The sequence below is a fragment of the Sorangium sp. So ce1335 genome (genome assembly GCF_051521615.1).
Lineage (GTDB): Bacteria > Myxococcota_A > Polyangia > Polyangiales > Polyangiaceae > Sorangium.
On the sequence record NZ_CP150363.1, the window covers coordinates 6804321 to 6828916 of the forward strand.

21 protein-coding genes are annotated in these 24596 nt (G+C 71.1%); 10 read left to right on the forward strand and 11 right to left on the reverse strand.

Annotated elements, in window-relative coordinates; all coding sequences use genetic code 11:
* Positions 1–9 precede the first annotated feature (9 nt).
* The 3 genes from WMF24_RS25205 to WMF24_RS25215 all read left to right on the forward strand — a co-directional run bounded on the left by WMF24_RS25205 (position 10) and on the right by WMF24_RS25215 (position 5630).
* A complete protein-coding gene (locus tag WMF24_RS25205; RefSeq protein WP_437729928.1) occupies positions 10–1362 on the forward strand; it encodes a cytochrome P450 in 1353 nt (450 codons plus the stop codon).
* 96 nt (positions 1363–1458) lie between these two features.
* Entirely contained in the window at positions 1459–2496 is a 1038-nt protein-coding gene (locus WMF24_RS25210; protein WP_437729929.1) for an NAD-dependent epimerase/dehydratase family protein, read from the forward strand.
* 194 nt (positions 2497–2690) lie between these two features.
* A complete protein-coding gene (locus tag WMF24_RS25215; protein ID WP_437729930.1) occupies positions 2691–5630 on the forward strand; it encodes a glycoside hydrolase family 3 protein in 2940 nt (979 codons plus the stop codon).
* Positions 5631–5733: 103 nt separating this feature from the next.
* Here the strand turns inward: WMF24_RS25215 and WMF24_RS25220 are convergent, their stop codons facing one another.
* The 3 genes from WMF24_RS25220 to WMF24_RS25230 all read right to left on the reverse strand — a co-directional run bounded on the left by WMF24_RS25220 (position 5734) and on the right by WMF24_RS25230 (position 9042).
* Positions 5734–6984 carry a pectate lyase family protein gene (locus tag WMF24_RS25220; protein WP_437729931.1) on the reverse strand — a complete coding sequence of 417 codons (1251 nt, stop codon included), beginning with the start codon at positions 6982–6984 and terminating at the stop codon, positions 5734–5736.
* Between the two features lie 367 nt (positions 6985–7351).
* Positions 7352–8134 (reverse strand): hypothetical protein, encoded by a 783-nt coding sequence (locus WMF24_RS25225; RefSeq protein WP_437729932.1) that lies wholly within the window; start codon positions 8132–8134, stop codon positions 7352–7354.
* A 200-nt stretch (positions 8135–8334) separates the two neighbouring features.
* Positions 8335–9042: an SDR family NAD(P)-dependent oxidoreductase gene (locus WMF24_RS25230; RefSeq protein ID WP_437729933.1), complete on the reverse strand. Its 708-nt coding sequence runs from the start codon at positions 9040–9042 to the stop codon at positions 8335–8337.
* A 275-nt stretch (positions 9043–9317) separates the two neighbouring features.
* Here WMF24_RS25230 and WMF24_RS25235 point away from each other — a divergent pair, with 275 nt between their 5' ends.
* The 3 genes from WMF24_RS25235 to WMF24_RS25245 are packed head-to-tail and all read left to right on the forward strand — an operon-like array spanning position 9318 to position 11985.
* Positions 9318–10358, forward strand: coding sequence for a sulfonate ABC transporter substrate-binding protein (locus WMF24_RS25235; RefSeq protein ID WP_437729934.1), 1041 nt, complete (start codon positions 9318–9320; stop codon positions 10356–10358).
* Positions 10355–11164 (forward strand): ABC transporter permease subunit, encoded by an 810-nt coding sequence (locus tag WMF24_RS25240; protein ID WP_437729935.1) that lies wholly within the window; start codon positions 10355–10357, stop codon positions 11162–11164. Before WMF24_RS25235 ends, WMF24_RS25240 begins: the two co-directional genes overlap by 4 nt.
* A 2-nt stretch (positions 11165–11166) precedes the next feature.
* Complete coding sequence (locus WMF24_RS25245; RefSeq protein WP_437729936.1) at positions 11167–11985, forward strand: ABC transporter ATP-binding protein; 819 nt, start codon at positions 11167–11169, stop codon at positions 11983–11985.
* Positions 11986–12021: 36 nt separating this feature from the next.
* On the opposite strand, the gene WMF24_RS25250 is transcribed toward WMF24_RS25245, so the two are convergent.
* The 5 genes from WMF24_RS25250 to WMF24_RS25270 all read right to left on the reverse strand — a co-directional run bounded on the left by WMF24_RS25250 (position 12022) and on the right by WMF24_RS25270 (position 17929).
* Positions 12022–13071 (reverse strand): iron-containing alcohol dehydrogenase family protein, encoded by a 1050-nt coding sequence (locus WMF24_RS25250; RefSeq protein ID WP_437729937.1) that lies wholly within the window; start codon positions 13069–13071, stop codon positions 12022–12024.
* A gap of 200 nt (positions 13072–13271) precedes the next feature.
* Positions 13272–14417, reverse strand: coding sequence for a PAS domain-containing protein (locus WMF24_RS25255; protein WP_437729938.1), 1146 nt, complete (start codon positions 14415–14417; stop codon positions 13272–13274).
* Positions 14418–14635: 218 nt separating this feature from the next.
* A complete protein-coding gene (locus WMF24_RS25260; RefSeq protein ID WP_437729939.1) occupies positions 14636–16234 on the reverse strand; it encodes a glycoside hydrolase family 26 protein in 1599 nt (532 codons plus the stop codon).
* Positions 16235–16572: 338 nt separating this feature from the next.
* A complete protein-coding gene (locus tag WMF24_RS25265; protein ID WP_437729940.1) occupies positions 16573–17286 on the reverse strand; it encodes a zf-TFIIB domain-containing protein in 714 nt (237 codons plus the stop codon).
* A 160-nt stretch (positions 17287–17446) separates the two neighbouring features.
* Entirely contained in the window at positions 17447–17929 is a 483-nt protein-coding gene (locus WMF24_RS25270; protein ID WP_437729941.1) for a hypothetical protein, read from the reverse strand.
* Positions 17930–18117: 188 nt separating this feature from the next.
* Between WMF24_RS25270 and WMF24_RS25275 the strand changes: the two genes are divergently transcribed.
* Together WMF24_RS25275 and WMF24_RS25280 are read left to right on the forward strand one after the other, a co-directional pair.
* Positions 18118–19431 (forward strand): AAA family ATPase, encoded by a 1314-nt coding sequence (locus tag WMF24_RS25275; protein ID WP_437729942.1) that lies wholly within the window; start codon positions 18118–18120, stop codon positions 19429–19431.
* Positions 19428–20189, forward strand: coding sequence for a hypothetical protein (locus tag WMF24_RS25280; protein WP_437729943.1), 762 nt, complete (start codon positions 19428–19430; stop codon positions 20187–20189). Before WMF24_RS25275 ends, WMF24_RS25280 begins: the two co-directional genes overlap by 4 nt.
* A 28-nt stretch (positions 20190–20217) precedes the next feature.
* Here the strand turns inward: WMF24_RS25280 and WMF24_RS25285 are convergent, their stop codons facing one another.
* A complete protein-coding gene (locus WMF24_RS25285) occupies positions 20218–20532 on the reverse strand; it encodes a hypothetical protein (RefSeq protein WP_437729944.1) in 315 nt (104 codons plus the stop codon).
* Positions 20533–20591: 59 nt separating this feature from the next.
* On the opposite strand from WMF24_RS25285, the gene WMF24_RS25290 reads away from it, so the two are divergent.
* Entirely contained in the window at positions 20592–21608 is a 1017-nt protein-coding gene (locus tag WMF24_RS25290) for an aldo/keto reductase (RefSeq protein ID WP_437729945.1), read from the forward strand.
* A 27-nt stretch (positions 21609–21635) separates the two neighbouring features.
* Positions 21636–22472, forward strand: coding sequence for a helix-turn-helix domain-containing protein (locus WMF24_RS25295; RefSeq protein ID WP_437729946.1), 837 nt, complete (start codon positions 21636–21638; stop codon positions 22470–22472).
* 196 nt (positions 22473–22668) lie between these two features.
* On the opposite strand, the gene WMF24_RS25300 is transcribed toward WMF24_RS25295, so the two are convergent.
* Entirely contained in the window at positions 22669–23871 is a 1203-nt protein-coding gene (locus tag WMF24_RS25300; RefSeq protein WP_437729947.1) for an ABC transporter permease, read from the reverse strand.
* Positions 23865–24596: an ABC transporter ATP-binding protein gene (locus WMF24_RS25305; protein WP_437729948.1), complete on the reverse strand. Its 732-nt coding sequence runs from the start codon at positions 24594–24596 to the stop codon at positions 23865–23867. The genes WMF24_RS25300 and WMF24_RS25305 overlap by 7 nt, the downstream gene beginning before the upstream one ends.

Below are 24596 nucleotides of genomic sequence, written 5' to 3' on the forward strand. Positions count from 1 at the left end.
CGCGTCCGCATGCCGATCCTGCCGTCTCCCCCGCGCGCCGAGGCGCCGCGGCCCCTCGGCAACCTGCCGCGCCTCCTGCGGGACCCGCTCGGGGTGTGCCTCGAGTGCGCGCGGCGTTACGGGGACATCGTCGATCTCGGCGTGCCGCTCTCGCCCACCTACCTCGTCAGCCGGCCCGATCTCATCGAGCACCTGCTCGTCGAGGATCACAGGAGCTACATCAAGGACCGCACGACCCGGGATCTCTCGGAGATCCTGGGCGACGGGCTCGTCACGAGCGAGGGGGACAGGTGGCGGCGCATGCGGCGGCTCGTCCAGCCCGGCTTCCACAGGGAGCGGGTGGCCTCCTACGGCGCCGTCATGGTCGAGCTCACCGAGCGCATGCTCGACGCGTGGGCGCCGGGCCAGGAGCGCGACGCCCACGCCGACATGATGGCGCTCACGCGGGAGATCGTCGCGCGGGTGCTCTTCAGCGCCGACGTGGCGTCCGACGCCGCGCAGGTCAGCGCCGCGGTCCAGGGCGTCGTGCAGCGGTTCAGCGACATCCCGCCCGGCGTGCCGCTCCTCCGGCAGATCCCCTCGCCGGGCAAGCGGCGCTTCGACAGGGCGATGCAGACGCTGGAGGGCGTGATCTACAGGATCATCGCCGGGCGGCGCGCGAGCGGCCGGGACGCGGGAGATCTCCTGTCCATGCTGATGGCCGCGCGGGACGAGGCCGGCGCGCCGCTCCCGGACCGGCAGCTCCGCGACGAGGTGATGACGCTGTTCCTCGCGGGCCACGAGACGACCGCCGCCGCGCTCTCCTGGACATGGGTGCTCCTCGCGAGGCACCCCGAGATCCGCGCCCGGCTGCTCCGCGAGCTCGACGAGGTGCTCGGCGGCCGTGCGCCGACGGTGGCCGACGTCCCGAGGCTCCGCTTCACCGAGCAGGTCCTCCTCGAATCCATGCGCATCTTGCCGCCGGTCTGGTCGATCGCGCGGGAGGCGATCGTCTCCACGACGCTCGGCGGTTACGCGATCCCGCGCGGCGCGCAGCTCTGGATCCTCCAGTACGTCGTGCACCGCGACCCGCGCTATTACGAGGATCCGGAGGCCTTCCGGCCGGAGCGGTGGGAGGGTGACCTCCAGAGACGCCTGCCGCGGTATGCCTATCTTCCGTTCGGCGGCGGCCCCAGGGTCTGCATCGGCAACGCGTTCGCCATGATGGAGGCGGTCCTCTTGCTCGCCACGATCGCCCGGCGCTACACGCTCGATCTCGTCCCGGGCCACCGCGTCACGCCGGAGCCCGTGATCACGCTGCGCCCGAAGCACGGAGTCCGGGTCTCGCTGACACGCACCCGCGCGGCGCCGCCGGCCGATTGACCTTGACGCCCGAGAGCCCCTCCGGCCATGAACGCGCCGGGCTCGCCGCGCTGGCGCGGCCGGCCTGACAGAAGGGCGATCGACCGAGGTGCTTTCATGAGAGTTCTTGTCATCGGCGGTACCGGGCTCATCTCGACCGCGATCGTGGAGCAGCTCCTCGCGCGGGGCGATCGCGTCACGCTCTTCAACAGGGGCGTGACGGCGCGGCGGTTCGAGGGAGACGTCGACGTCATCGTCGGCGATCGCTGGAAGTACGCCGAGTTCGAGCGCGAGATGCAGCAGCGCACGTTCGACGCCGTGATCGACATGGTCGCCTTCGCGCCGGAGAACGCCGACTCGCTGCTCCGGGCGTTCTCGGGCCGCGCGGGCCACCTCGTCGTCTGCTCGACGGTGTGCGTCTACGGCGGTCCCCTCACCCGCTCTCCGGCGACCGACGACGAGCCGCACCGCCCCGTGACGAGGTACGGCCAGGCCAAGTCGCGCATCGAGTCGACGCTGCTCGCGGCGAACGGCAGAGACGGGCTCATGACGACGGTCCTGCGGCCGTCGTTCACGACCGGCGAGGGGCACACCGCCCTCGGCGCGCTCTACTTCGACGACTCGATGGCCGATCGCGCGCGCCGCGGGCTCCCGCTCGTCGTCCACGACGACGGGGCGACGCCGTGGGCCATCGCGCACGTCTCCGACGTGGCCCGGGGCTTCGTGAACGCGCTCGGCAACCAGAAGGCCTATGGGCAGGCCTACCACCTCACGAGCGACGAGCACACGACGTGGGGCGGCATCTTCGCCGCGCTGCAAGAGGCCGCCGGCGGCAAGTCCCCCGTGGTCTCGATTCCCACCGGCTGGCTCTACGACGTCGCCCCGCGCCGCATGGTCGGCGTCAAGTTCATCTATCAATACGGGTCGATCTTCGACAACGGCAAGGCCGCGCGCGACCTCGGCTTCCGCACCACCGTGCCGCTCGTCGAGACCTTCCGCCGCCAGATCGCCTGGTCGGAGCGCGCGGGGACCTACCGGCGCGCAGAGGAAGAGCCGTTGCAAGACATCCTGATCGGCGCGTTCACGAAGGGCGAGAAGCCCGCCCCGGGGCAGGTGCACGACGTCAATCCCTGGGGCAACGAGCCCGAGTCCTGATCCCCGCCGCCGCGAGGTTCACGGGAGAAGACCCGCGGGGACGTCGAGGGTCCCCCGCTGTGTCGGCCCGCCGCCGGGCCTCAGCGCACGAACCGACGGCCGTCATCCATGCATCCAGGGGCCGCCCTCAGTCCGCAGCCTGCGGTCTAATCATTTGACGCCCCACTGCGCCGGGACGATGCTCCGGCGCTCGTATGAACCATTGGAACCGATACGCCAGATGGCTGCTGCTCGCAGCCCTGACCACCCCTGTTCCCGCCTGTGGGGACGACTCCACAGATCCCCCGGCTGACCCGACAGGGTCGGGCGGGTCGGGCGGCGGCGCCACGACCGGCGGTGGCGGCGGCGCGGGCGGCTCCGGCGCGGGCGCGACCACCGGCGGTGGCGGCGGCGCGGGCGGCTCCGGCGCGGGCGCGACCACCGGCGGTGGCGGCGGCGCGGGCGGCTCCGGCGCGGGCGCGACCACCGGCGGCGGCGGCGGCGCGGGCGGCTCCGGCGCGGGCACGACCACCGGCGGCGGCGGCGGCGCGGGCGGCTCCGACGCGGGCGCGACCACCGGCGGCGGCGGCGGCGCGGGCGGCTCCGGCGCGGGCGCGGCCACCGGCGGCGGCGGCGCGGGCGGCGAGACCGCGTCGGTCGAATGGCCGACGGTGACCAGCGATATCCCGCTCGACCCCGAGATCGAGGACGCCATCACCGAGCTGCTCGCGCAGATGAGCGTGGCGCAGAAGGTCGGCCAGATGGTCCAGCCCGAGATCCTCGCGATCACGCCGGAGCAGGTCCGGGAGCACCACATCGGTTCGGTGCTGAACGGCGGCGGCTCCTGGCCGGGCCGCTCCAAGCACGCGACCGTGGCCGACTGGGTCGCCCTCGCGGACGCCTATTACACGGCCTCCACCGACACGAGCGGCGCGCCCGGCGAGCACCTCGGCATCCCCGTCCTCTGGGGCGTGGACGCGGTGCACGGCCACAACAACGTGGTCGGCGCGACGCTGTTCCCGCAGAACATCGGGCTCGGCGCCATGAACGATCCCGATCTCATCGAGCAGATCGGCTCCATCACCGCCACCGAGGTCGCCGTCACCGGGCTCGACTGGGCCTTCGCTCCCACGCTCGCCGTGGTGCGGGACGACCGGTGGGGTCGCTCCTACGAGGGCTACTCCGAGGATCCGGAGATCGTGAAGAGCTACGCGGGCCGGATGATCCGGGGTCTGCAGGGCCGGCCGGCGGACAGCGCCGACCTGTTCAGCGACACGCACGTGGTCGCGACCGCCAAGCACTTCCTCGGCGACGGCGGGACCGAGCAGGGCAAGGATCAGGGCGACACCGTCTGCTCCGAGGAGGTCCTGCGCGACATCCACGCCCAGGGCTACTTCTCCGCGCTCGAGGCGGGCGCGCAGACCGTGATGGCGTCGTTCAGCAGCTGGAACGGCGACAAGATGCACGGCCATCGGTACCTGCTCACCGACATCCTCAAGGGCCAGCTCGGCTTCACCGGCTTCGTCATCGGCGACTGGAACGGGCACGGCCAGCTCCCGGGTTGTACCAACGCGCAATGCGCCGCGGCGATCAACGCCGGGGTGGACATGATCATGGTGCCCAACGACTGGATGGCGTTCATCGAGAACACCATCGCCCGGGTGCAGAGCGGCGAGATCCCGATGTCCCGCGTCGACGACGCGGTGACCCGGATCCTGCGCGTGAAGATGCGGGCCGGCCTCTTCGGCCCCAGGGCCAACAAGGGCGCCCCCTCGATGCGTTTGGTCGCCGGCGACGACACGCTCCTCGCCGCGCCGGAGCACCGGGCCGTGGCGCGCGAGGCGGTGCGCAAGTCGCTCGTCCTGCTCAAGAACAAGGGCGGCGTCCTGCCGCTCAGCAAGTCGATGAACGTCCTCGTGGCCGGCAAGACCGCGGACAGCATCCAGAACCAGTCCGGCGGCTGGACGCTGACCTGGCAGGGCACCGGCAACACCAACGCCGATTTCCCGAACGCGCAGTCCATCTACGCCGGCATCGACGAGGCGATCACGGGCGCCGGGATGAACGGCACCGCGACCCTGAGCCCCGACGGCACCGCCGCGGCCGACACCTTCGACGCCGCGATCGTCGTCATCGGCGAGACGCCCTACGCCGAGGGCCAGGGCGACATCGGCAAGTTCGAGACGCTCGAGCACGCGAACCGCCACCCCGAGGACCTCGCCGTCATCGACACCATCCGCGCCCAGGCGCCGAATGTGCCCATCGTCACGGTGTTCGTGTCGGGCCGCCCGCTCCACACCAACAAGGAGATCAACCGGTCGGACGCGTTCGTGGCGGCCTGGCTGCCGGGCAGCGAGGGCGGCGGCGTCGCCGACGTGCTCTTCGGCGATCACGAGTTCCAGGGCAAGCTGTCGTTCTCGTGGCCCTCGGCCGACTGCCAGACACCCATCAACAAGGGGGACGGCGAAGAGCCGCTCTTCCCGTACGGTCATGGCCTCACGACCACCGACGCCGACACGCTCGGCGACGATCTGCCCGAGGTCTCCACGGGCCACGGCTGCGCGGCCCCGGACCCTGGGATGGCCGGCACAACGAACGAGCCGCTCGAGATCTTCGTGGATGGCGACGAGAAGGGCGATTACGTGCTGCGCATCGGCGGCCCCTCGAACTGGGGCGGCATGGACGTGGGCATGGGGGCCACCCTGCCCGACGGCGAGGTCAGCGTGAGCACGGTCGACGGCGAGATCCAGGGCAGCGCCAAGCAGGTGACCTGGAGCGCGACGGGCCAGATCTACGCGCAGGTCTCGGCGGGCATGCCCGGCGTCGATCTGTCGCCCTACTACAACTCCGAGACCTCGATCGTCTTCCGGGCCCGCGTCGATGCTCCGCCCGAGGGCACGCTGGTCACGCTCTCGGCCCACTGCGTGTATCCCTGCCTCGGCGAAATCAACATCGCGAGCACGCTGACATCCATCGCGGACGGGGCGTGGCACGAGGTCTCCGTCCCGCTGAAGTGCCTGACGGACAGCGGGCTCGACATCACCAACGTCAACACGCCCTTCCTCATCTACTCGGATTCGCCGATGGACGTGGCGATCGAGGACGTCCGCTGGGAGCCCTTCACCGCCGGCCCCACGCCGACCTGCACGTTCTGAGCCTCCAGATCCCTGCTCCTCCTCCCGGAAGAGGCGACGCCGGGGCGATCTCTCGCCCCGGCGGTCAGGCATCCCAGGTCACCGTCGGTCAGGCAGCGCGCGATCAGGGCAGGTTCTCGAGGGGGTCGGTCTTCCCCACGCCCGCGTGCGCCAGGACGATCGCCTTGACGTCGGCCGCGCGGTCGAGCGGGTAGTCGTACGGGGCGGTCCAGGTGCAGTCCGCGCCGGACTTCTGCGTCCCGGTGGTCTGCTCGAACAGGTTGTCGATGCGGTGCGTGCCGCCGGCGTCGCTGTCCAGCGTGGTGATGGGGTTCTTGACGTTGAAGAAGTGGTTGCCCTCGACCCGCAGGCAGGCGCCCACGCGCGAGTTCACGCCCGACGTGGGGACGTCCTCGAAGTAGTTGTTGAAGATGTGGCCGTTGCCGCCGCGGTAGCTCGGGAGGCGGGAGTTCACGTTCTTGAAGTGGTTGTGATGGAAGGTGATGCGGCGATCGCTGTCGTCGTTGTCCGACGAGCCGACGAGCATGCCTTTCCAGTGGTCGTGCAGGTAGCTCCACGAGATGGTGATGTTCGACGACTCGTGGGTCGCGTCGATGAGGCCGTCGTACTTGTCCTTGTCGGAGTTCACGGCGGGGGAGTCGGCCCAGAGCTCGCAGTGGTCGATCCAGACGTTGCGGCTCTCGTCCATGTGGATGCCGTCGCCGTTGCCGGTGTCGGCGAGCACGTGGTGGATCTTCAGGTTGCGGAGGATGACGTTGGACGATCTCCTCAGGTTGAGCCCGATCCCCTCGAGCTCTCCGCTCGTCCCGACCCCCACGATGGTCTTGTCCGAGGCGACGTCCACGTCGTCGTCGCTGCCCCTGATCTTGCCGGTGATCTGGATGATGCGGGCGCCGGGCCGCGCGGCCTCGGTCTTCAGGTCGTCGAGCGAGCTCACGGAGACGATCTCGCCGCCCTTGCCGCCTGTCGTGCCGTCGCCGGTCGTCGCATAGCCGTAGAGCCGGAAGTCCACGCCGCCGGGGTTGCCGGAGCTGCCCGAGCCGCCTGCGCCGCTGCCGCCGGCGCCGCCGCCTTCACCGCTGCCGCCGGCGCCGCCGCTGTTGTCGCTGCCGCCGGTGCCGCTGGCGCCGCCGCCATCATCGCTGCCGCCGGTGCCGGCGGTCGCGCTGCCGGAGCCGCCGCTGCCCGCAGGGCTCCCGCCCGTGCCGGCGCTGCTGCTGGAGCTGACGCTCGCGCTGCCGGTCGGCTGCCCCTCGTCGCCCTCCGATGGCTCCGACGCTTCCGGGCCGCAGCCGACCGCCGAGATGCCGAGAGCGAACAGCGCAGCCAGAGCGACCCGAGTTTCGCACTTCATGAGCAAGCTACCTTTCCGTGATGAGCCAAGCGATCGCGCGGCGCAGAGGAGGAGCCGGACAGCGCGCGGGCCGTTCCGGCGGCGCCACAGCGACGCGCGCCCCTGAAGCAGCAACGCACATGCCAGCAGCTCAGTACGGGCCGCGGCCACCCCGATGGGCGCATCGCACACGACATCTCCCGCGGTGACGGCCCCAGCGCGCGTCCTCGCCCCGCGTCACACGCGGCGCCGGGGGTTGCGCCGGTGTCAACCCGGGGTTGACACGGTGGACACGCGCGGTCACCGCGCCGCCGGACCTCGCCCGCTCAGCCGCCTGCGGTGTCCGCCCCCCGGGAGTCACCGGCGTCACGGAAGGTCGCGGCGAGGCTCAAGGGCCGATGCGCACGAGCCCGACCCGGTCGAGCATGGACCCGTCCTCGCGGCACCCGAACGAGACGATGTGTTCCCCGGCATCGAGCGCGAAGGTGAGCAGCGCCGTGTTGGTGGCCTTCGCGTCGCTGACGACGTCGTCGTGGAAATCCGTGCCGGTGAAGTCGTACTGGTACCCCAGGGTCGGCTCGTAATTCATGCGGACAAGGAACGAGTTGTCCTTGCCGCCGTCGGGCCCCTCGGCGACCCTGGCCTTGATCTGGTACGTGCCGGCCCTGGTGACCTCGAACGCGCAGTCGACAACGTCGCCCACGCTGCAACCCGCCTCCTCGGGTACGACCACGTACGTCATGCCGCTCGCTTCCGGGTGAGTCATCGGAATGAACCTGCCGTAAAGGATGCACCCCTCGGCCTCGCGCTCGAGCACGTCGCCGCCGCTGGACGCGCCCCCGCCTCCGCCGCTGGACGCTCCTCCGCCCTCGCCTCCGCCGCTGGACGCTCCTCCGCCCTCGCCTCCGCCTCCGCCGCTCGCCGCGCCCCCGCCGCTCGCCGCGCCCCCGCCGCTCGCCGCGCCCCCGCCGCTCGCCGCGTCCGCGCCCCCGCCGCTGGACACGGCCCCGCTTCCGCCGCTCGCCGCGCCCGCACCTCCCGCGGAGGCCGACGACGTGTCCCACGCCTGGGACAGCCCCTCGAGCGAGCAGGCGCCGCACGCCAGGAGGGGCAGGAGCGCCCCCCAGCGCCACCGCCCCGGCGGGCGCGCCTCGACGGCCGTCGCGCACACCGGAGCGGCTCGCCCTGCGCCGGCCGCCGCGCGACGTCCCGTCTCCGCCCCAGGTCCCGAGATCGCTTTCACCTCCCGGCACCTTAGCAACGCGCGCGCCCGCCGCGCGACACAATAGGTCGACACGGCGCCTCCCCGCTTCGCCGGGCACGACCCGCGCGGCGCCCCGTCGGAGGCGCCGCGCCGGGGGACCGGGTGCGTCAGCGCGCGACGGGACGCGCGTGGTCCTGCGCGCGGAAGAACACGCCGTGGACCTCGCCGTCGACGAGCGCCGGCACCAGCGCTCCCGGCAGGACAGACTCGACGTCGTTCGGCGCCTTCGGCCCGCCGAGATCGGTCCGCAGCCATCCCGGGTCGAGCAGGTTCATCAGCACACCCGTGCCGCGCAGCGAAGGGACGGTGTCGCGAACGAACTTGTCGAGCGCCGCCTTCGACGCCGCATACGCCATCAGCTCGGGCTGGTCCTGGATCCCGGACGTCACCTGGACGATGCGCCCCCAGCCGCGCTTCAGCATCGTCGGCAGCAGCCTGTACGTGATCCGGATCGGGCTGATCACGTTGACCTCGAAGCTCAGCCGGTAATCCTCCGCCGGCGTCTCCGTGTACGACGTGCGGAAAGGCGTCATGATCGCGGCGTTGTTGTACAGGATGTCGATCCCGCCCGACGCGGCGATGGCCTCGTCCAGCAGGCGATCCACAGCCCCCTGGTCCGACAGCTCGCCCGCGACCGCGCTCACCCGGATCCCCTTGCCGGCGAGCTCCCCCACGAGCTCCCGCGTGTGCGCCGCGTCGCGGCTGTGCAGGACAAGGTTGCAGCCGAGACCCGCGAGCCCGCGCGCGATCTGCTTGCCGATACCCCGGCTCGCGCCGGTCACAAGCGCCCATTTCCCTTGAATCTCTACCGTCATGACGGCGCCCTTATGACAGAAGTCCGTCCTGGCTGACACCTGAAAGCCTCCCCAGCAGCAAGGATTGCTGATCGCGTGCTGCTGGAGCAGCAGCGCAACCCGGACTCTGCCGGCGGAGGTCCCGACAAGCGCTCGAAATGACAGGGTTCCTGGCTGGCACGACGGCTGCCTGAGACCAGCGCTTACATCCAGGCGCGATTTCCTCGCCCAATCCCGTGTACCTGGAATCAACCCGTACTGTCCTCGGCGAGCCGGAAGGCATCCAGAAGACCCTCATGATCAGGCACACCTCCTTCACGACGATCCGCTCCGGGCTGCTTGGATTCGCCGCGCTGGCGTGCGCCCTGCTCGGCTGCGATCGCGGCGGCGGTGAGCCGGGCGCAGCGACCGGGAGCGACGCAGTCGCCCCGGCGCGGGCGCAGGACACGCGCGAGGCGGCGGTCGTGCGCCTCGGTTACCAGAAGATCGGCACGCCCTACCTGCTCAAGGACCGCGCGGAGGGCCTCAAGAAGGCGCTCGAGGCGAGGAACGCGCGCGCCGAGTGGGTCGAGTTCCCCGCGGGGCCTCCGCTGCTCGAGGCCATGCGCGCCGGCGCCGTCGACGTCGGCCATGTCGGCGAGACGCCCCCGGTCTTCGCGCAGGCGGGCGGCGTGCCCTTCGTCTATGTCGCCACCGATCCTCCGGCCCCGAAGGCCGAGGCGATCATCGTGCCGAAGGGCTCGCCGATCACCGGCGTCGCGGGCCTGAAGGGCAAGCGCGTCGCCGTCAACCGCGGCTCCAACGTGCACTACCTGCTGATCCGGGCCGTCGAGGGCGCCGGGCTGACGCTGGACGACCTCCAGATCTCGTTCCTCGCGCCGGCGGACGCGCGGAGCGCGTTCGAGAGCGGCAAGGTCGACGCCTGGGTGATCTGGGACCCGTTCCTCGCCGCGGCGGAGCTCGCCGGCGCGCGTGTCCTCCAGAGCGGCGAGGGGCTCGTCGACAACCACCTCTTCTACGTCGCCCGGCGCGAGTTCGCCGAGGAGCACCCGGAGCTCCTGCGGATCGTGCTCGACGAGTACCAGGCCCTGAGCGGGTGGGAGCGCGACAACAAGGAGGAGACCTCGCAGATCCTCGCGAGATCGTCGGGCGTCGCCTACGAGGCGTTCCTCACCTCCGAGCGCCGGCGCGCGTTCGGCCTCCTGCCGATCACGCCCGAGATCCTGAAGAAGCAGCAGGTCATCGCCGACACGCTCCACAAGCTCGCGATCATCCCGCGCGAGGTCCGCGTGGAGGACGCCTTCCTGTCGGTCGCGGCGTACGGAGGCGTCCGATGACGGCCGGCAGCGCGCCGGGCCGCCGCGCGCCGGGCGCGCTTGGCCGGAGCCTCGCCCCCTGGGTCGCCCCGATCGCGCTCGTGCTCGTCTGGGAAGCCCTCTCCCGCCTGCAGATCCTCCCGAAGAGCCTGCTCCCGTCGCCGTCGGAGGTGGTGCTGGCCGCGGTCCACGCCACCGCGAGCGGCGACCTCCCGGCGCACCTCGGCGTCAGCGCGCTGCGCGCGCTCGGCGGCCTCGTGATCGGCGCCGGCATCGGGCTCGTGCTCGGCCTGGCCACCGGCCTCTCGCGCCCGCTCCAGCTCGTCGTGGACGGGCCCCTCCAGATGCTCCGCGCCATCCCGGCGCTCGCGCTCGTGCCGCTGGTCATCCTGTGGTTCGGGCTCGGCGAGACGGCCAAGCTCTTCATCGTCGCCGTGACGGTGCTCTTCCCCGTCTACCTGAACACCTTCCACGGCGTGCGCAGCGTGGACCCGCACATCATCGAGATGGCGCGCGTCTACGACGTCCGCGGGCTCGCGCTCTACCGCGAGGTCATCCTCCCCGGCGCCCTCCCGTCGATCCTCGTGGGCCTCCGCTTCGCGCTCGGGATCTCGTGGCTCGTGCTGATCGTCGCCGAGACGATCGGCGCGACGCAGGGCCTCGGCTACGTCGCGATGAACGCGCGGGAGTTCATGCAGATGGACCTGCTCGTGCTCACCATCGTGCTCTGGGCGATCCTCGGCAAGCTGGCCGACTCCCTGGCGCGGTGGGCCGAGCGCCGTCTCCTGCCCTGGCAGCCTCGATTGCAGCGAATGGACGCGGGGTGAACATGAGCGTGCCGGACAGTCGCCGGAGCGGCGCGCGGGTCGTCCTCGAGCGGCTCGAGAAGCGGTTCGATGACAGGCCAGTCCTCTCGGGCATCGAGCTCGACATCGCCCCTGGCGAGCTCCTCACCATCGTCGGGCGGAGCGGATCGGGCAAGAGCACCCTCCTTCGCGTCCTGTGCGGCCTCGAGCAGCCCACGGGCGGCGCGGCGCGCGTCGTCACGCCGGAGGGCGGCGCGGGCGGCGCGGCCGTGCGCGTCGTCTTCCAGGAGCCCCGGCTGATGCCGTGGCGCACCGTCCTCCAGAACGTCTGCATCGGCCTGCCCAGGGAGCGCCGCGAGCGCGCGCGCGACGTCCTCGCGCGGGTCGGCCTGCTCGATCGCCAGGACGACTACCCCGGCGTGCTCTCGGGCGGCCAGCGGCAGCGGGTCGCCCTCGCGCGCGCGCTCGTCCACGACCCCAGGGTCCTGCTGCTCGACGAGCCCTTCGGGGCGCTCGACGCCCTCACGCGGATAGGCGCCCAGCGCCTCGTCGAGTCGCTGTGGGCCCAGCACGGCTTCACGGCCATCCTCGTCACCCACGACGTGGAGGAGGCCGTCCTGCTCGGCGACCGCGTGCTCGTCTTCGACGAGGGTCGCATCGTGGAGAGCGTCGCGGTGGACCTGCCGCGGCCCCGCGCGAGGGAGCTCCCGGAGGTCGGCCGCCTCACCGGCGCGCTGCTCCGGACGATCCTCGCCTCGGGCGAGGGCTCGCAGCCGCCGCCCCCGTCGCGCGCGAGCCTCCCTCCGCAGCTGGCGGCGCCGCTCCTCGCGGGCGCGGGGTGACGGCGCTCCGCCGCGCTCCCGCGCCGAGGAGCGCCGTCAGACGAAGCACCCCGCGAGGCGCGGGTCGGTCCGGAGGATGGCCTCGACCTCCGGCCCGCAGTCGCGGGCGGAGAGGACGGTGTAGAAGCCCGGCTTGATCTCCGGCGCGACGCGGACCGCCTCGCGCCACTCGTCGAGCGAGAACGGGTCCGCGCGGATCGCGTCCCAGAAGCGCGTCGCGTCGAGGACGGCGGCGAGGTGGTCCGTGTCTCGCCCCTGGAGCCGGCTGACGACGTACGCCGCCGCGCCGACCTGCAGGCCGTGGAGCCGCGGCCGCGCGGAGGTCTGGTCGAGCGCGTGCGAGATGAGGTGCTCGCTGCCGCTCGCCGGCCTGGACGACCCGGCGATCTCCATGGCGATGCCGTTCAGCATGAGCGCCGTCGCGAGCAGGCGCATGCCCTCGAGGTCGCGCTCGGGGCGGGCCATGAACTGGAACACGGTCGCGTCCGAGAGGAGGGCGGCGAAGTCGTTGACCGGCTCGCCGCGCGCGTGGAACGCGAGCTTCCAGTCGTGCACAGCGGTCACCTTGCCCACGAGGTCGCCCACGCCGGAGAGCCAGAGGACCTCGGGCGCGCGCAGGCAGACCTCGGTGTCGACGACGACGCCGCACGGGACGGCGCACGGGAGCGAGCGGCGCCTGCCGCCGACCGTGAGGCTGGCCGACGGGCTGCAGAAGCCGTCGTTCGAGAGCGACGTTGGCACGGCGAGGAACGGCAGCCGCGCGAGGAACGCGAGGTACTTCGCCGTGTCGAGGGCGCGGCCGCCGCCGAGCCCGACGATCGCGTCGCAGCGCGCGGGGAGCGCGGGCAGGAGCGCGGCGGCCTCCTCGAAGCTGGCCGTGCCGACCTCGCGCCGCGCCGCGATCTCGATCCCCTGCCCCGCCAGGGCCTCGAGCATCGCCGCCTCGATGGCGGCGGGCATCCCCGCGCTGGAGAGCAGCAGGACGTGGCGGCGCGCCGCGCGCGCGAGGTAGAGGCCGGTGCGCGCGAGCGCCCCGGGCTTGATGCGCACGAGCGTGGGGATGCCGATCTGGGTCGGTCCGAGCATGCGGTGGTTATTACGCAGGATCGCGCCGGATCACGCCGGATCACGCTCGGCCGCGTTCGATCGCGCCCGGTCACGGCTGCTCACGGCTGCTCACGCATGATTGCGCTTGATTGCGCCCGATCGCGCCGGCTCACGCCCGACCGCGTTCGATTGCGCCTGATTACGCCCCAGGGCGCCTGTTCACGCCTGATCGCGTCGGTTCACGCTCGCCGTGCCGCCGCGCGCTTCCGGCTGACCTCCAGGCCGCGGCCCAGGCTGCGCAGGACGAGCAGGTCCTCGCCGAGATCGACGTCGACGAGCGCGCGGGCGACCTCGGGGCGGACGCCGGTGAGGATCGGCCGGGAGCCGAGGAGCTGGATGGCGCGGGCGAGCTGCTCCAGGGCGGCGGCGCCGTCCGGATCGAGCGCGTCCGCGCCGGTCACGTCGAGGACCACGTGGGACGCCCGCTGCGCGACGATCGCGGGCAGGAGCCGCTCGCCGAGCTCGCCGCCGCGCTCGGCGTCGAGGCGCCCGATGAGCGGCACGGCGAGCGTCCCCCGGCCCACGTCGAGGATCGGCGCCGAGAGCTTCAGGATCTGCCGCCGCTGCTCCTCCACGAGGGCGAGCGAGCGGTTGAGCTCGTCGATGAGCCGGCCCTGCTCCTCGATCTGCCCCTCGGCGCGGCGCTGCGCGGTGACGTCGAGCTGCTGGACGAGCACCGCGGGCGCGCCCGTCACCGGATCGGTCGTGCGGCGCGCCTCCACCCGGTGCCACCGCTCGCCGTCGGTCGTCAGGACCCGCACCTCGCCTGCCCAGGGCGCGTCGGCGTCGATCGCGCCGCGGAGGGCTGCGCCGACGCCGTCGTCCGGGAACGCCGCGTCGATCTGCGGCGCGTCGCCGAGGGCGCGCAGGGCCGCGGGGTTGTGGAAGAGCACCTTGCCTTCCCCGTCGACGACGCTGACGAGCACCGACGAGTGGCGGACCGCCTCCACGCCGCGCACCATGGATTCGTCGACGCCGGGCCGCCGCGGGAGCGCCTGGAACAGGATGGCGAGCCGCCCATCGTCGAGGCGGATCCCCTGGCCGTGGAGGGTGACGGTCTCGGGCTCCCCGCGCGGATAAAGCGTCCAGTCCTCGATGACGGTGCCGCCCTCCGCGACGGTGCGGAGGTACCCGTCGAGCCGCGCGCGGACGGCCGGGGACAGGTCCGAGAGGTCGCGGGAGAGGAGCTCGGCGCGCTCTGTCGCGCGCCAGAACTGGATCGCCTTGGCGTTGGCCCAGGGGAAGCGATAGAGCTCGTGGTCGTAGACCCAGGTCGGCAGGATCGACAGCTCGAAGGCCGACAGGCGCTGGTCAAGGGACGTCATGGCGTGGCGGCACGTCATACGATGCCGTCGACCGTCCTGCACGCACCTATCGTCCAGGGTTCGCGCTTCCCTTGTCCACTGTTCACCGGTGCGGCTGGCTCGCGCTTCCCTGGTTCACCGGTGCGGCTGGCTCGCGCTTCCCTGGTTCACCGGTGCGGCTGGCTCGCGCTTCCCTGGTTCACCGGTGCGGCTGGCTCGCACTTCCCTGGTTCACCGGTTCACTGGTGCGGCTGATTCACGTACGGGTCGCGCCCGGCCTCGGCATAGCCCGCCACGGACTGCGGGCTCGAGTCGACGGCCAGCTTGCAAGCGCTCCTGAGGGTCACGTTGGAGTTGTAGAACTGCACCGCCTTGATGTCGGGATACCGCTTCAGGGCGTCGACGACGCCGCGCATCCACTCGCCTTTGCGGTTCGGGTCTGCCGGGTCCTCGTGGCTCGAGAACTCGCTCAGGATGTACGGTTTGTCGCCGTGCCAGGCCCTCTGCGCCGGCTCGTGCATCCACTGGTAGTGGCTCCCGAACGTCGTCGCGGGATCTTTCCACCCTCCCCCGTTGCACACGTAGAAGTTGTAGGGATCGTACCCGATCCAGTCGACGTAGCTGTCTCCCGGGTAGAGGGCGGGGAGCCGGGCGCGCGTGCCGCTCCAGCCCATCGGGGTCCAGACCCACACGACATTGGTCGCGCCCGCCTCGCGGAACATGTCGACGATGCGCCGGTACGCGCGCACGTAGTCGGCGTCCGGGCCGTCCGCGGCGTGGACGTCGACGTTGTCCATCTCGTGGTCGAAGGCGATCATGAGCTTGCCGGGCGCGTTCTTCGCGCGCTCGGCAGCGGCCCTGATCACGGCGTCCTGCGAGCCGTTCGCGATCTCGGTCCACGTGACGTTCGTGCCCCCCGAGTAGCGGCGCGATTCCCATGACAGGTGGAGGATGTATCCTTCCCTCATCTGCGCGGTCTCGTACCTGTCCGGGAAGACGCCGTTATCGCTCGTGCCCCAGTCGTGGTAGCGGTACACGATGTCGAGCTTGCGGCCGGCCTTCGCCTCGAAGTCCTTTATCGCGGCGCCCCAGTCCCAGCCGTAGTTCTTCGCCGAGTTGTAGGCGCCCCACCAGGCGCCGTTCCTCGGCACGAGCTTGTCGGATACGACGGGCTCGCCGTCGGTCGACGCGCCGCCGTCCCCTGGCGCGCCGCCGTCCGCGGGCGTGCCTGCGTCCGCGGGCGTGACGTCGATCCAGACGATCGAGGTGACGAGCGAGCCGCGTCCTGCCGTGTTCTCGAAGACGAGCTCGGTCCGGAGCTGGTCGCTGTTCCTCACCTTGAGATCGCTGAACGTGTCGCTCAGGTTCTGCTGCATCGCGCGGAGCGTGCGCGCCGGGCCGGAGCCGACGAGGGTGTCGCCGTCGTAGAGGTTGACGCGCACGGTCCCGGCGCCGCCGTCGATCGTCCACGCCTGGTAGTTGACGACGACCTGGGTCGCGCCGCCCGCCGGGGCGCCCGCGTAGCCGAGCGTCAGCGACGCGGTCGCGGTCCCAGGCGAGCTCCGCGCGAACGTGCTGCCGCCGTCGCTCTCCAGGAACGAGGTGCCGTCGTCGACGAGCGCGTGGATGGGCGGGGTGCCACCGCCCCCCCAGATCTTCGTCAGCGCGACGTCGCTCGTCGGCTTCAGGCTCACGGCCGCCACGGCGGCGGACGCCTGCTGATCCGATAGCTCCGGGGCGGCGAGCTCTCCCGAGCCGCAGGCGGCGAGGAGGACGGGCGCGGCGCACAGGAGGAGTCGGGGACCAACTGAAGTGAAGCGAGCTCGAGAAGTCATCATGAGCCATGAGAAAGCACACGAGAGTCGAAGATCAAGACATTGAGTGAATTTCGAGCCTTCTCCAGCGACGCTGCACACACGAGGCTCGACATGACACCTTGTGAGACCTCATGTTCTCCGCACAGCGCCGCGCAAGAGCCGAGGATTCCGCGCCGCGCGCTGCGCGACACGCACACTGAACTGTTAAGTAATGTGATGAAACGGAGAAGAGTTGTCAGCGCGGCGGCGGTCGACGGTCGGCGGGCGAGCGTCGGTTGCTCTGTCCCTCGCGCGCTGTCCATTGGCACGTGTTGTCCGTGCCCTGTCCGCGGCGGTCGCCACGCATACAGTCCGCCAGATCAGCGGGTGATCTGCCAGAGCAGCTCGAGGAGCTCTTCCACCACCATGCGCCGGTTTTCCCAGGTCGACGCGGGCGCGACGGCGCTCGCGCGCCTCGCCGCGTCCCTGGCGAGCTCCGCCTGGCGGCGCGAGCGCTCCGCCTCCTCGATCTGCTGCTGTCGCGCCCTCGCGGCGCCGCCCGACGCGACGAAGGAGAGGAGCTGCGGGAGCTCGCCGCGATCGAACCAGGTGCCGTGTTCCTTGCAGATGTCGACGATGATCCCGCTCTTGCCGGCGAAGTTCTTTCGGTTCATCGGCTGGCGGCAGGCGGGGCAGCGGACGTAGCGCACGCGCATGTCGACGTGCCCCGGGCGCCGCGGCGGGTGAGGCGCGCTCTTGCCGTAGCTCTCGCGGCGCTCCAGGAGGTCTCGCAGGAGCGCGTGGTCGACGAGCTGGCCGCCGCAGCGGCCGCAGTCGCGCAGCAGGCCTGTCGGGGCGCGGAACGCTGAGAACGGCGCGTCGCAGTCCGAGCAGCGGAGCGCGTCGGGCTCCGCGATCGGCTCCAGGCCGAGCTCGTGCCCGCACCCCTCGCAGCGCTCCGCGTCGGGCAGGTTCGGCTGGTAGCAGCCGCCGCAGCGCAGGGTGGCGAGCGGGCCTGTGCACCCGGGATAGCAGCGCCCCTGCGCGTCGATCAGGAGACCGCAGCGCGGACACGTGATGCCGCCGGCGCCCATCGCACGATTCTACGAGAACGCCGCGCGCCCGAGAAGCGGCGCGCGCGCGCGCGGTGAGGCTGGGGGCGTCGGGCCGGGCGCCGTCGCGCCTGGCGCCGTCGCGCCGGGCGCCGTCGCGCCGGGCGCCGCGTTGCCTCCGGGCCGGCGGCGCTGCGCCGCGTCAGCGCAGCCTGGCGGGGCGCGCCGCGGGGTGGGAGCTCCGGGGGCGGACCACCGGCGGCGCGCTGGAGCGGCGCCCCAGCTTGCGCAGCTCGCCGCGGAGGTAGGCCAACGCGACCTCCTCCTCGTGGAACACGAGGACGTTGTCGTTGTTCTCCTCACGCAGGAGCCGGTTCACCTGCAGGGCGCCGACCGCGGTCCGCACGACGATGGCGACGCAGCCGAACTCCTGGACGAGCATGCTGCGGGTGCGCATCGTCGCGGCCTCGAAGCCCGGGTCGTTGTTCATCGGGGGCTGTCGGAGGTCGATCAGGTGGCCGAGGCTCGCGCGATCGAGCGACTCGTAGGCCTTGAGGGCCTCGGTGTGGACCCGGATGAAATCGTCGGGCGACGGATACGGCACCTCGGAGCGCGTGCTCCGGACGATCGCGAGGTCCTCGTGCAGGATGACCGTCAGGTGATCGTTCTGCAGCAGGACCGACATGCCCCGGACAGGATAGCTGGCCGGCGGCGAGCCGGCACTGAAAAGCTCTGCGATCTCGAAGACGTGGCGGAGGTTGTCGCGTCGGGAGCGACCGGAGCGGGCCCCCGGCTTTCCCCGACCGGCCGGGTGGCCGGAGCCGAGGCGTTCTCGTTGCCTGCCGGCGGTGCCGGAGACTACGCTGCCACACCGTGGTCAAGCTGAAGCGCCTCAAGATCCACCGCTACCGCAACGTGGAGCCATGCGAGCTCATCTTTAGCGACCGCCGCAACGTCCTGCTCGGCCCGAACGGCGCCGGGAAGACGACGCTCCTCTCGCTGATCTCGAAGGTGCTCAGGACGAACCTGGCGGATCCGGGCGATCCCTTCTCGATCGAGATTGAGCTGATGCTCCCTCGAGGGATGCTCAGCGGGACGATCGCAAGCCGCGAACCCCGGACCGATGCGGCCGAGCTCCTACGCCTGCCGCCGATGGCCCGCGTAGGTGCGTACGCAGCCTCCGAGGTACCGGATTTCAATCTCGTGCTGAGCGTAGCAGACTGTCAGACGACAATCTCGATCCGGCGCTCGGACGACAGGGTCATAATCCAGGGCGGAGGACGAGAAGATGGGTGGCCGCTAGGACTTCTTATGAGCTCCATCGGCACACTCAATCTGATCCTAAATTTTGCATCAACCCCTCCAATAGGCCCACTCGTCGATTTCCTAACGGATCTTTGGAACGCCTGCCGATTCGACGAATCCCTAGACATGTTTCGCGCACTCACAGCGAGACAAACTATCACCGGTCTCCCGGAAGGCGACCTACGGCCAGAAATTAGCATTGCTCGACGGTCCGACAATGGCTCGCCGCGAGAACCGGGTGGCGGCATCCCTGCTCATGGAATCGTACCGAAGAAAATTATCGACATACTCACCAGAGTGGACTTACCCACATCCACAATCGAGCACTCAATCCGCCACGATGAATTACCTTTTCTATCCGAAACAGTTCGCCTACTCGGCCTACTGTCCGCGACCGCCATGTTCGAGCTTATTGACAAGAGAGTACATGAAACCAGCAAGATAGAGCAACTTGACTTCGGCAATCTTAAATTCTGGTTCACCCGCCGCGACGGTTCGATCTTCCAGGACCAGCACCTGAGCTACGGCCAGAAGCGCCTGCTCGCGTTCCTCTACTACCTCGACGCGAACCCCAGCTTCGTCATCGCCGACGAGCTCGTGAACGGCCTCCACCACGCGTGGATCGAGGAGTGCATGAACGCCATCGGCGACCGGCAGGCGTTCCTCACCAGCCAGAACCCGCTCCTCCTCGACTACCTGTCCTTCGAGTCCGCCGAGCAGGTCAAGGAGAGCTTCATCCTCTGCCGCAACCAGGCCGACGGCGACCGCGAGCGGATGATCTGGCGCAACATGACCGACGACGAGGCGGACATGTTCTATCGCGCCTACCAGGTCGGCATCGAGCACGTCGGCGAGATCCTGCGGACGCGAGGGCTCTGGTGAGCGTCGCCCGCTGCTCGATCCTGGTGCTCAGCGAGGATTCAGCCGGGGGCGCGCACGATACGCTCGTCGCGCTCGCGAAGAACCTCCTCCGCCTCGTCGACAGCAGCTACGACTGGCAACAGGTCCGCTTCGAGCCGCCCGAGGGCGAGGGCGTACGCAAGGCCCTCCGCGGCAATCTCTGGAAGAGCCGGGAGCCGCGGGACTACCGAGCTCGCCTCGACCTGATCGGGTACATCGCCACGAAGCTCCTCGAAGGCGACCGCGCCTTCGTGCTCTACCACATCGACGGCGACCGCCCGTGGACGGAGCGCGAGGCGAGCGAGAACGTCACGAAATTCCGCAGCTTCATCGAGACCGACGTGCGCCAGTTCGTCGAGCATCGGCGGCGCCAGACCGGCCGCGCTCCGGCTGGCGATCTGGCGCTGTCGCAGCTCCTCCTCGTCGTGCCCTACTACAGCATCGAAGCCTGGCTCTTCCAGAACACGCGCGCCGGGGCCCGGTTCTGCGAGGAGAACCCGGCGTGCCGGGGAAAGCATGTATCCCTGTTCCAGGCCTGGGCGAATGACCGCGGCGCCCTGGATGAGATCGTGAAGCCCAAGAACCAGGTCTGCTTCAAGGACGGCCACAACCGCCAGCTCGCCGAGGGCCTCGACGTGGAAGCCGTCTATTACGCCGAGAAATCCCTCCACCACGCCGTGGAGTCGCTCCACCAGAACGCCGCGCTCCTCGCCGCCCTCGCCGCCACCCGGCCCGTCTGACCCGGCCTCTCCCCCCAGCCCCCCCGGCTCACTCGAACCGCAGCGCCTCCACCGGATCGAGCCGCGCCGCGCGCCGCGCCGGGCCCACGCCGAAAGAACTCTCTCCGGGGTTCCCCGCGATCGAGACCCGCGCGCAGCGGTCGAACTCGATGTCGTTCAGCAGGGACGCGTCCTCGATCAGGTTGTCCGATAGATCCAGCGTGTGGACGCGCGGTATGCCCACGAGCGGCGAGAGGTCGGTGATGGAGTCGGAGCGCCCCTCGATCCACATGAGGTTCGTGAGCCCTGTAACCCAGCTCAGGTCCGCGCCGCTCGGTCCGATATCGCCGATCTGAACCATCATCAGCTGCAGATGTCCGGTTTATCCAATCGGAGGCCGCGGGCGCGTGCCATGAACATCCCATGACCAATCTCGACGCCACGATGAACCGCTCCCTCCTCCGATCGACTCCGCTGGGCAAGACCGGGCCCAGCGTCTTTCCCGTCGGCCTCGGCTGCATGGCGATGTCCGGCGCCTACGGCCCGGCCGAAGAGGCCGAGGGCGTGGCGACGATCCGCCACGCCATCGAGCGAGGGATCACCCTGATCGACACCGGAGACTTCTACGGCAACGGGCACAACGAGCTCCTCATCCGGCGCGCGATCGAGGGGGTGCGCGACAAGGTCCAGCTCTCGGTGAAGTTCGGCGCGATGCGCGGCCCGGACGGCGCCATGCTGGGCATCGACACCCGCCCGGCGGCCGTGAAGAACTTCGCGGCATACAGCCTGCAACGGCTCGGCGTGGAGGTCATCGATGTGTACCGCCCCGCGCGCCTCGACCCGCAGGTGCCCATCGAGGACACCGTCGGGGCCATCGCCGACCTCGTCAAGGCCGGCTTCGTCCGGCACATCGGGCTGTCCGAGGTGGGGGTCGAGACGATCCGGCGCGCGACCGCGGTGCACCCGATCGTGGACCTGCAGATCGAGTACGCGATCGCGACGCGCGGGCCCGAGGCGTCGATCTTCCCTGCCCTCGCAGAGCTCGGGATGAGCGCGACGCTCTACGGGGTCTTTTCGCGGGGGCTGCTCACCGGCAGCAAGCCTTCGGGAAAGGGGGACTTCCGACAGTACATGCCGCGCTTCGCAGGCGAGCAAGGGGCAAAGAACGCGAGCGTCGTCGAGAAGCTCCACGCCTTCGCCGGCGAGCGCGGGATGACGCCGGCTCAGGTGGCGCTCGCGTGGGTGCTGGCGAAGCAACCCACGCTGGTGCCGGTCGTCGGGGCCCGCACGCGAGCCCAGCTCGACGATGCCCTCGTGGCCCTCGACAAGCCGCTGTCGGCGAGCGACGTCGCGGCGCTCGAGCGCATCGTGCCAGCGGACGCGATCGGCGGCGCGCGCTACCCCGCCCAGCAAATGAAGGTCCTCGACAGCGAGCGGTAGCCGATCGATGCGGGGCCCCGCGTCGGCTTGAACGGCCGCACGAAAGGCGTAAGAGTGGTGAACGTGGCCGCAGCGATGGATCTCCCCACCCTCGCGCTCCCGCGCTTCGTCGAGGAAGTCCGTGCGGTCGCGCCGCCCCCCGGTCAGGCGCTCGATCTCGAGTGGCTCCCCGACGGCAGAACGACCCTCCTTTTTCGAGCGCTCGAGGGCGCGCGCGAGGGGGATGTGTGGGTCGCGGGCCCCCGAACGCGCGCGCTATTCAAGACCAAGACCGGCCTCGCGCGGACGGTCACGCTCCGGTTCAGGCCAGGCTGGTCGGTTCCGCTGCTCGGCGTGGCGGCGAGCGAGCTCACGGACCGGATGGTTCCGCTGGAGGACGTGTGGGGCCGCGCCGGGCGCGAGCTCGGCGGTGAGCTCCTCGCCGCGAGGAGCCGCGCGGACGTGATGGACTGCGTCGCCCGGGCGCTCGCCCTTCGTGCCAGCCACCCCTTCGAGACGGCATCGGCGAAGCTCGCTCGTCGTGCGGTTCGCTTGCTCGAAGAGGGCGAGGTCCGGGTGGAGGGTGTTGCCGACCGGCTCGGCGTCACGGCGCGGCATCTTCGCCGCGCCTTCACCGAGAACGTCGGCATCGGCCCGAAGGAGTTCGCGCGGACCGCCCGCCTGCAACGCGCGGTGCGAATGGCAGCGACCTCGTGCGACTGGGCACGCATCGCCGCGGACGCGGGCTATTATGACCAAGCCCACCTCATCGCCGACTTCCGTCAGCTCGTCGGGCTCACACCGGGCGCGTTCTCCAGACGCGCGGGCGGCCGGATGACTCAGCCGAAGCTGATCATTTCGGAGTTTCCGCTGCCTGTCCTGTAGCTCGGCGCGGCCACCGTCGATTCCATCGCAACGGCGTTCTCTGGCTCGCCCAGTGCGTGGGCTTCGAGGGAGCCCTGCGCCGGGCTCATGGACAGCAGCGGAAGACACAACCGGATCGGGCTGGGCCCCCCGGCCTCTCCGGAGCCCGATGCACCCATGAGTGCGCGTCATGCGGCCCCCCAGCCCTCCCCGACCGTCACTCGAACCGCAGCGCCTCCACCGGATCGAGCCGCGCCGCGCGCCGCGCCGGGCCCACGCCGAACGTGATCCCGATGAGGATCGACACCCCGAGCGCCAGCCCCACGGCGTACGGCGGCACGATGGTGGCCCACTCGCCGAACCGCGACAGCAGCACCGCCGCCCCGTACCCGAGGCCCACGCCGGCCACGCCGCCCGCGAGCGACACGACGACGGCCTCCACGAGGAACTGCCGCAGGATGTCCCGGCGGCGCGCCCCGACGGCCATGCGCACGCCGATCTCGCGCGTCCGCTCCCGCACCGACACGAGCATGATGTTCATGATCCCGATGCCGCCGACGATCAGCGACACCGCCGCCACGCTGCCGAGCAGCGTCGTGAAGGTGCCCGTGATCTGCCCCATCGTCGCCAGCATCTCGGCCTGCGACCGCACCTCGAAATCGCTCGCCTGATCGGGCCGCAGCCGGTGGCGCAGGCGCAGGAGCTGCTCGAGCTGCGCGATCACCACCTCGGACCTGTCCTCGCTCGCGAGCTGGAGCGAGATCGTCGACAGGTGGTCCTGCCCGAACAGCACCGACCGGTGCGTCGACAGCGGCACGAACACCCCGTCGTCCGGCGAGCCCATGCCGGAGCCCTTCTCGGCGAGCACCCCGACCACCCGGAACGCGCTCCCGTTGATCTGGAGCCGCGTGCCGAGCGGCGAGACGCCCGGATAGAGCTGCCGCGCCACGTTCGCGCCGAGGATCACGACGCGCGCGCGCTGCTGCTCGTCGTGCTCGGAGAACGGCACGCCGCTGCCCATCGCGAGCGACCGGACCTCCAGGTACGCCGGCGTGATGCCGGTGACCGAGGCGTTCAGGTTGCTCGCCATGTACCGGAGCTGCGCGCTGCCGCTCCGCTCCGGCGCGACGGCGGCCACGCCGTCGAGCGACCTCAGCGCCTCGGCGTCGCCCTCGGTCAGCGTCTTCACCGCGCCGGAGCGGACCCCGCCCGTGGACGCCGACCCCGGCCGCACCATGAGCAGGTTCGCGCCGAGCGACCGGATCCGCCCCTCGACGCTGCTGCGCGCGCCCTCGCCGATGCCGAGCACCGCCACGACCGCGGCCGTCCCGATGATCATCCCGAGCATCGTGAGCAGCGTGCGCAGCCGGTTCGAGGCGAGCGAGCGCCACGCGCTCTTCGCGGTCTCCTTGATCAGCATGCCGCCTCCATCTCGCTCGCGTGGAACGCCGCCACCACCGTGCTCGACGGCCCGTCGGCCACGATGCGGCCGTCCTTCATGTGGATCGCGCGCGCGAGCGCCCGCGCCACCCCGAGGTCGTGCGTCACCATCACGAGCGTCGTCCCGTCCGCGTTCAGCGAGAGGAGCAGCTCCAGCACGTCGCGCCCCGTCCGGCTGTCGAGCGCGCCCGTCGGCTCGTCGCACAGGAGGATCGACGGCCGCGTCACGATCGCCCGCGCGATCGCCACGCGCTGCCGCTGGCCGCCCGAGAGCTCGGACGGCAGGTGCCTCGAGCGCGCCGCGAGCCCGACGCGCGCGAGCGCGCTCTCGGCCAGGGCGCGGCTGTCCTTCACCGCCCCGTAGAGCAGCGGCAGCTCGACGTTCTCCGCCGCGGTCATCCGCGGCAGCAGGTTGAAGCTCTGGAACACGAACCCGATGTGGCGGTTCCTGAGCCCCGCGAGCTCGTCGTCGTCGAGCTCCGCCACGTCGCGCCCCCCGAGCCGGTACGTGCCTTCCGTCGGCCGATCGAGGCAGCCGAGGATGTTCAGGAGGCTCGACTTCCCGCACCCCGACGGCCCGATGATCGCCACCGACTCGCCGCGGCGCACCTCGAAGCCGATCCGGTCGACCGCGCGCACGGCGAGGTCCGCGCGATCGGCGTGGTAGACCTTGGAGAGGCCCTCGACGAAGACAGGGACGTCCAT

Coding starts and splice junctions, on each gene's coding strand:
- WMF24_RS25220 (WP_437729931.1), bottom strand. CDS start 6,984: ATGAAGTGCGAAACTCGGGTCGCTCTGGCTGCGCTGTTCGCTCTCGGC.
- WMF24_RS25235 (WP_437729934.1), top strand. CDS start 9,318: ATGATCAGGCACACCTCCTTCACGACGATCCGCTCCGGGCTGCTTGGA.
- WMF24_RS25305 (WP_437729948.1), bottom strand. CDS start 24,596: ATGGACGTCCCTGTCTTCGTCGAGGGCCTCTCCAAGGTCTACCACGCC.
- WMF24_RS25300 (WP_437729947.1), bottom strand. CDS start 23,871: ATGCTGATCAAGGAGACCGCGAAGAGCGCGTGGCGCTCGCTCGCCTCG.
- WMF24_RS25230 (WP_437729933.1), bottom strand. CDS start 9,042: ATGACGGTAGAGATTCAAGGGAAATGGGCGCTTGTGACCGGCGCGAGC.
- WMF24_RS25265 (WP_437729940.1), bottom strand. CDS start 17,286: ATGGGCGCCGGCGGCATCACGTGTCCGCGCTGCGGTCTCCTGATCGAC.
- WMF24_RS25270 (WP_437729941.1), bottom strand. CDS start 17,929: ATGTCGGTCCTGCTGCAGAACGATCACCTGACGGTCATCCTGCACGAG.
- WMF24_RS25285 (WP_437729944.1), bottom strand. CDS start 20,532: ATGATGGTTCAGATCGGCGATATCGGACCGAGCGGCGCGGACCTGAGC.
- WMF24_RS25255 (WP_437729938.1), bottom strand. CDS start 14,417: ATGACGTCCCTTGACCAGCGCCTGTCGGCCTTCGAGCTGTCGATCCTG.
- WMF24_RS25260 (WP_437729939.1), bottom strand. CDS start 16,234: ATGATGACTTCTCGAGCTCGCTTCACTTCAGTTGGTCCCCGACTCCTC.
- WMF24_RS25245 (WP_437729936.1), top strand. CDS start 11,167: ATGAGCGTGCCGGACAGTCGCCGGAGCGGCGCGCGGGTCGTCCTCGAG.
- WMF24_RS25215 (WP_437729930.1), top strand. CDS start 2,691: ATGAACCATTGGAACCGATACGCCAGATGGCTGCTGCTCGCAGCCCTG.
- WMF24_RS25205 (WP_437729928.1), top strand. CDS start 10: ATGCCGATCCTGCCGTCTCCCCCGCGCGCCGAGGCGCCGCGGCCCCTC.
- WMF24_RS25250 (WP_437729937.1), bottom strand. CDS start 13,071: ATGCTCGGACCGACCCAGATCGGCATCCCCACGCTCGTGCGCATCAAG.
- WMF24_RS25290 (WP_437729945.1), top strand. CDS start 20,592: ATGACCAATCTCGACGCCACGATGAACCGCTCCCTCCTCCGATCGACT.
- WMF24_RS25240 (WP_437729935.1), top strand. CDS start 10,355: ATGACGGCCGGCAGCGCGCCGGGCCGCCGCGCGCCGGGCGCGCTTGGC.
- WMF24_RS25210 (WP_437729929.1), top strand. CDS start 1,459: ATGAGAGTTCTTGTCATCGGCGGTACCGGGCTCATCTCGACCGCGATC.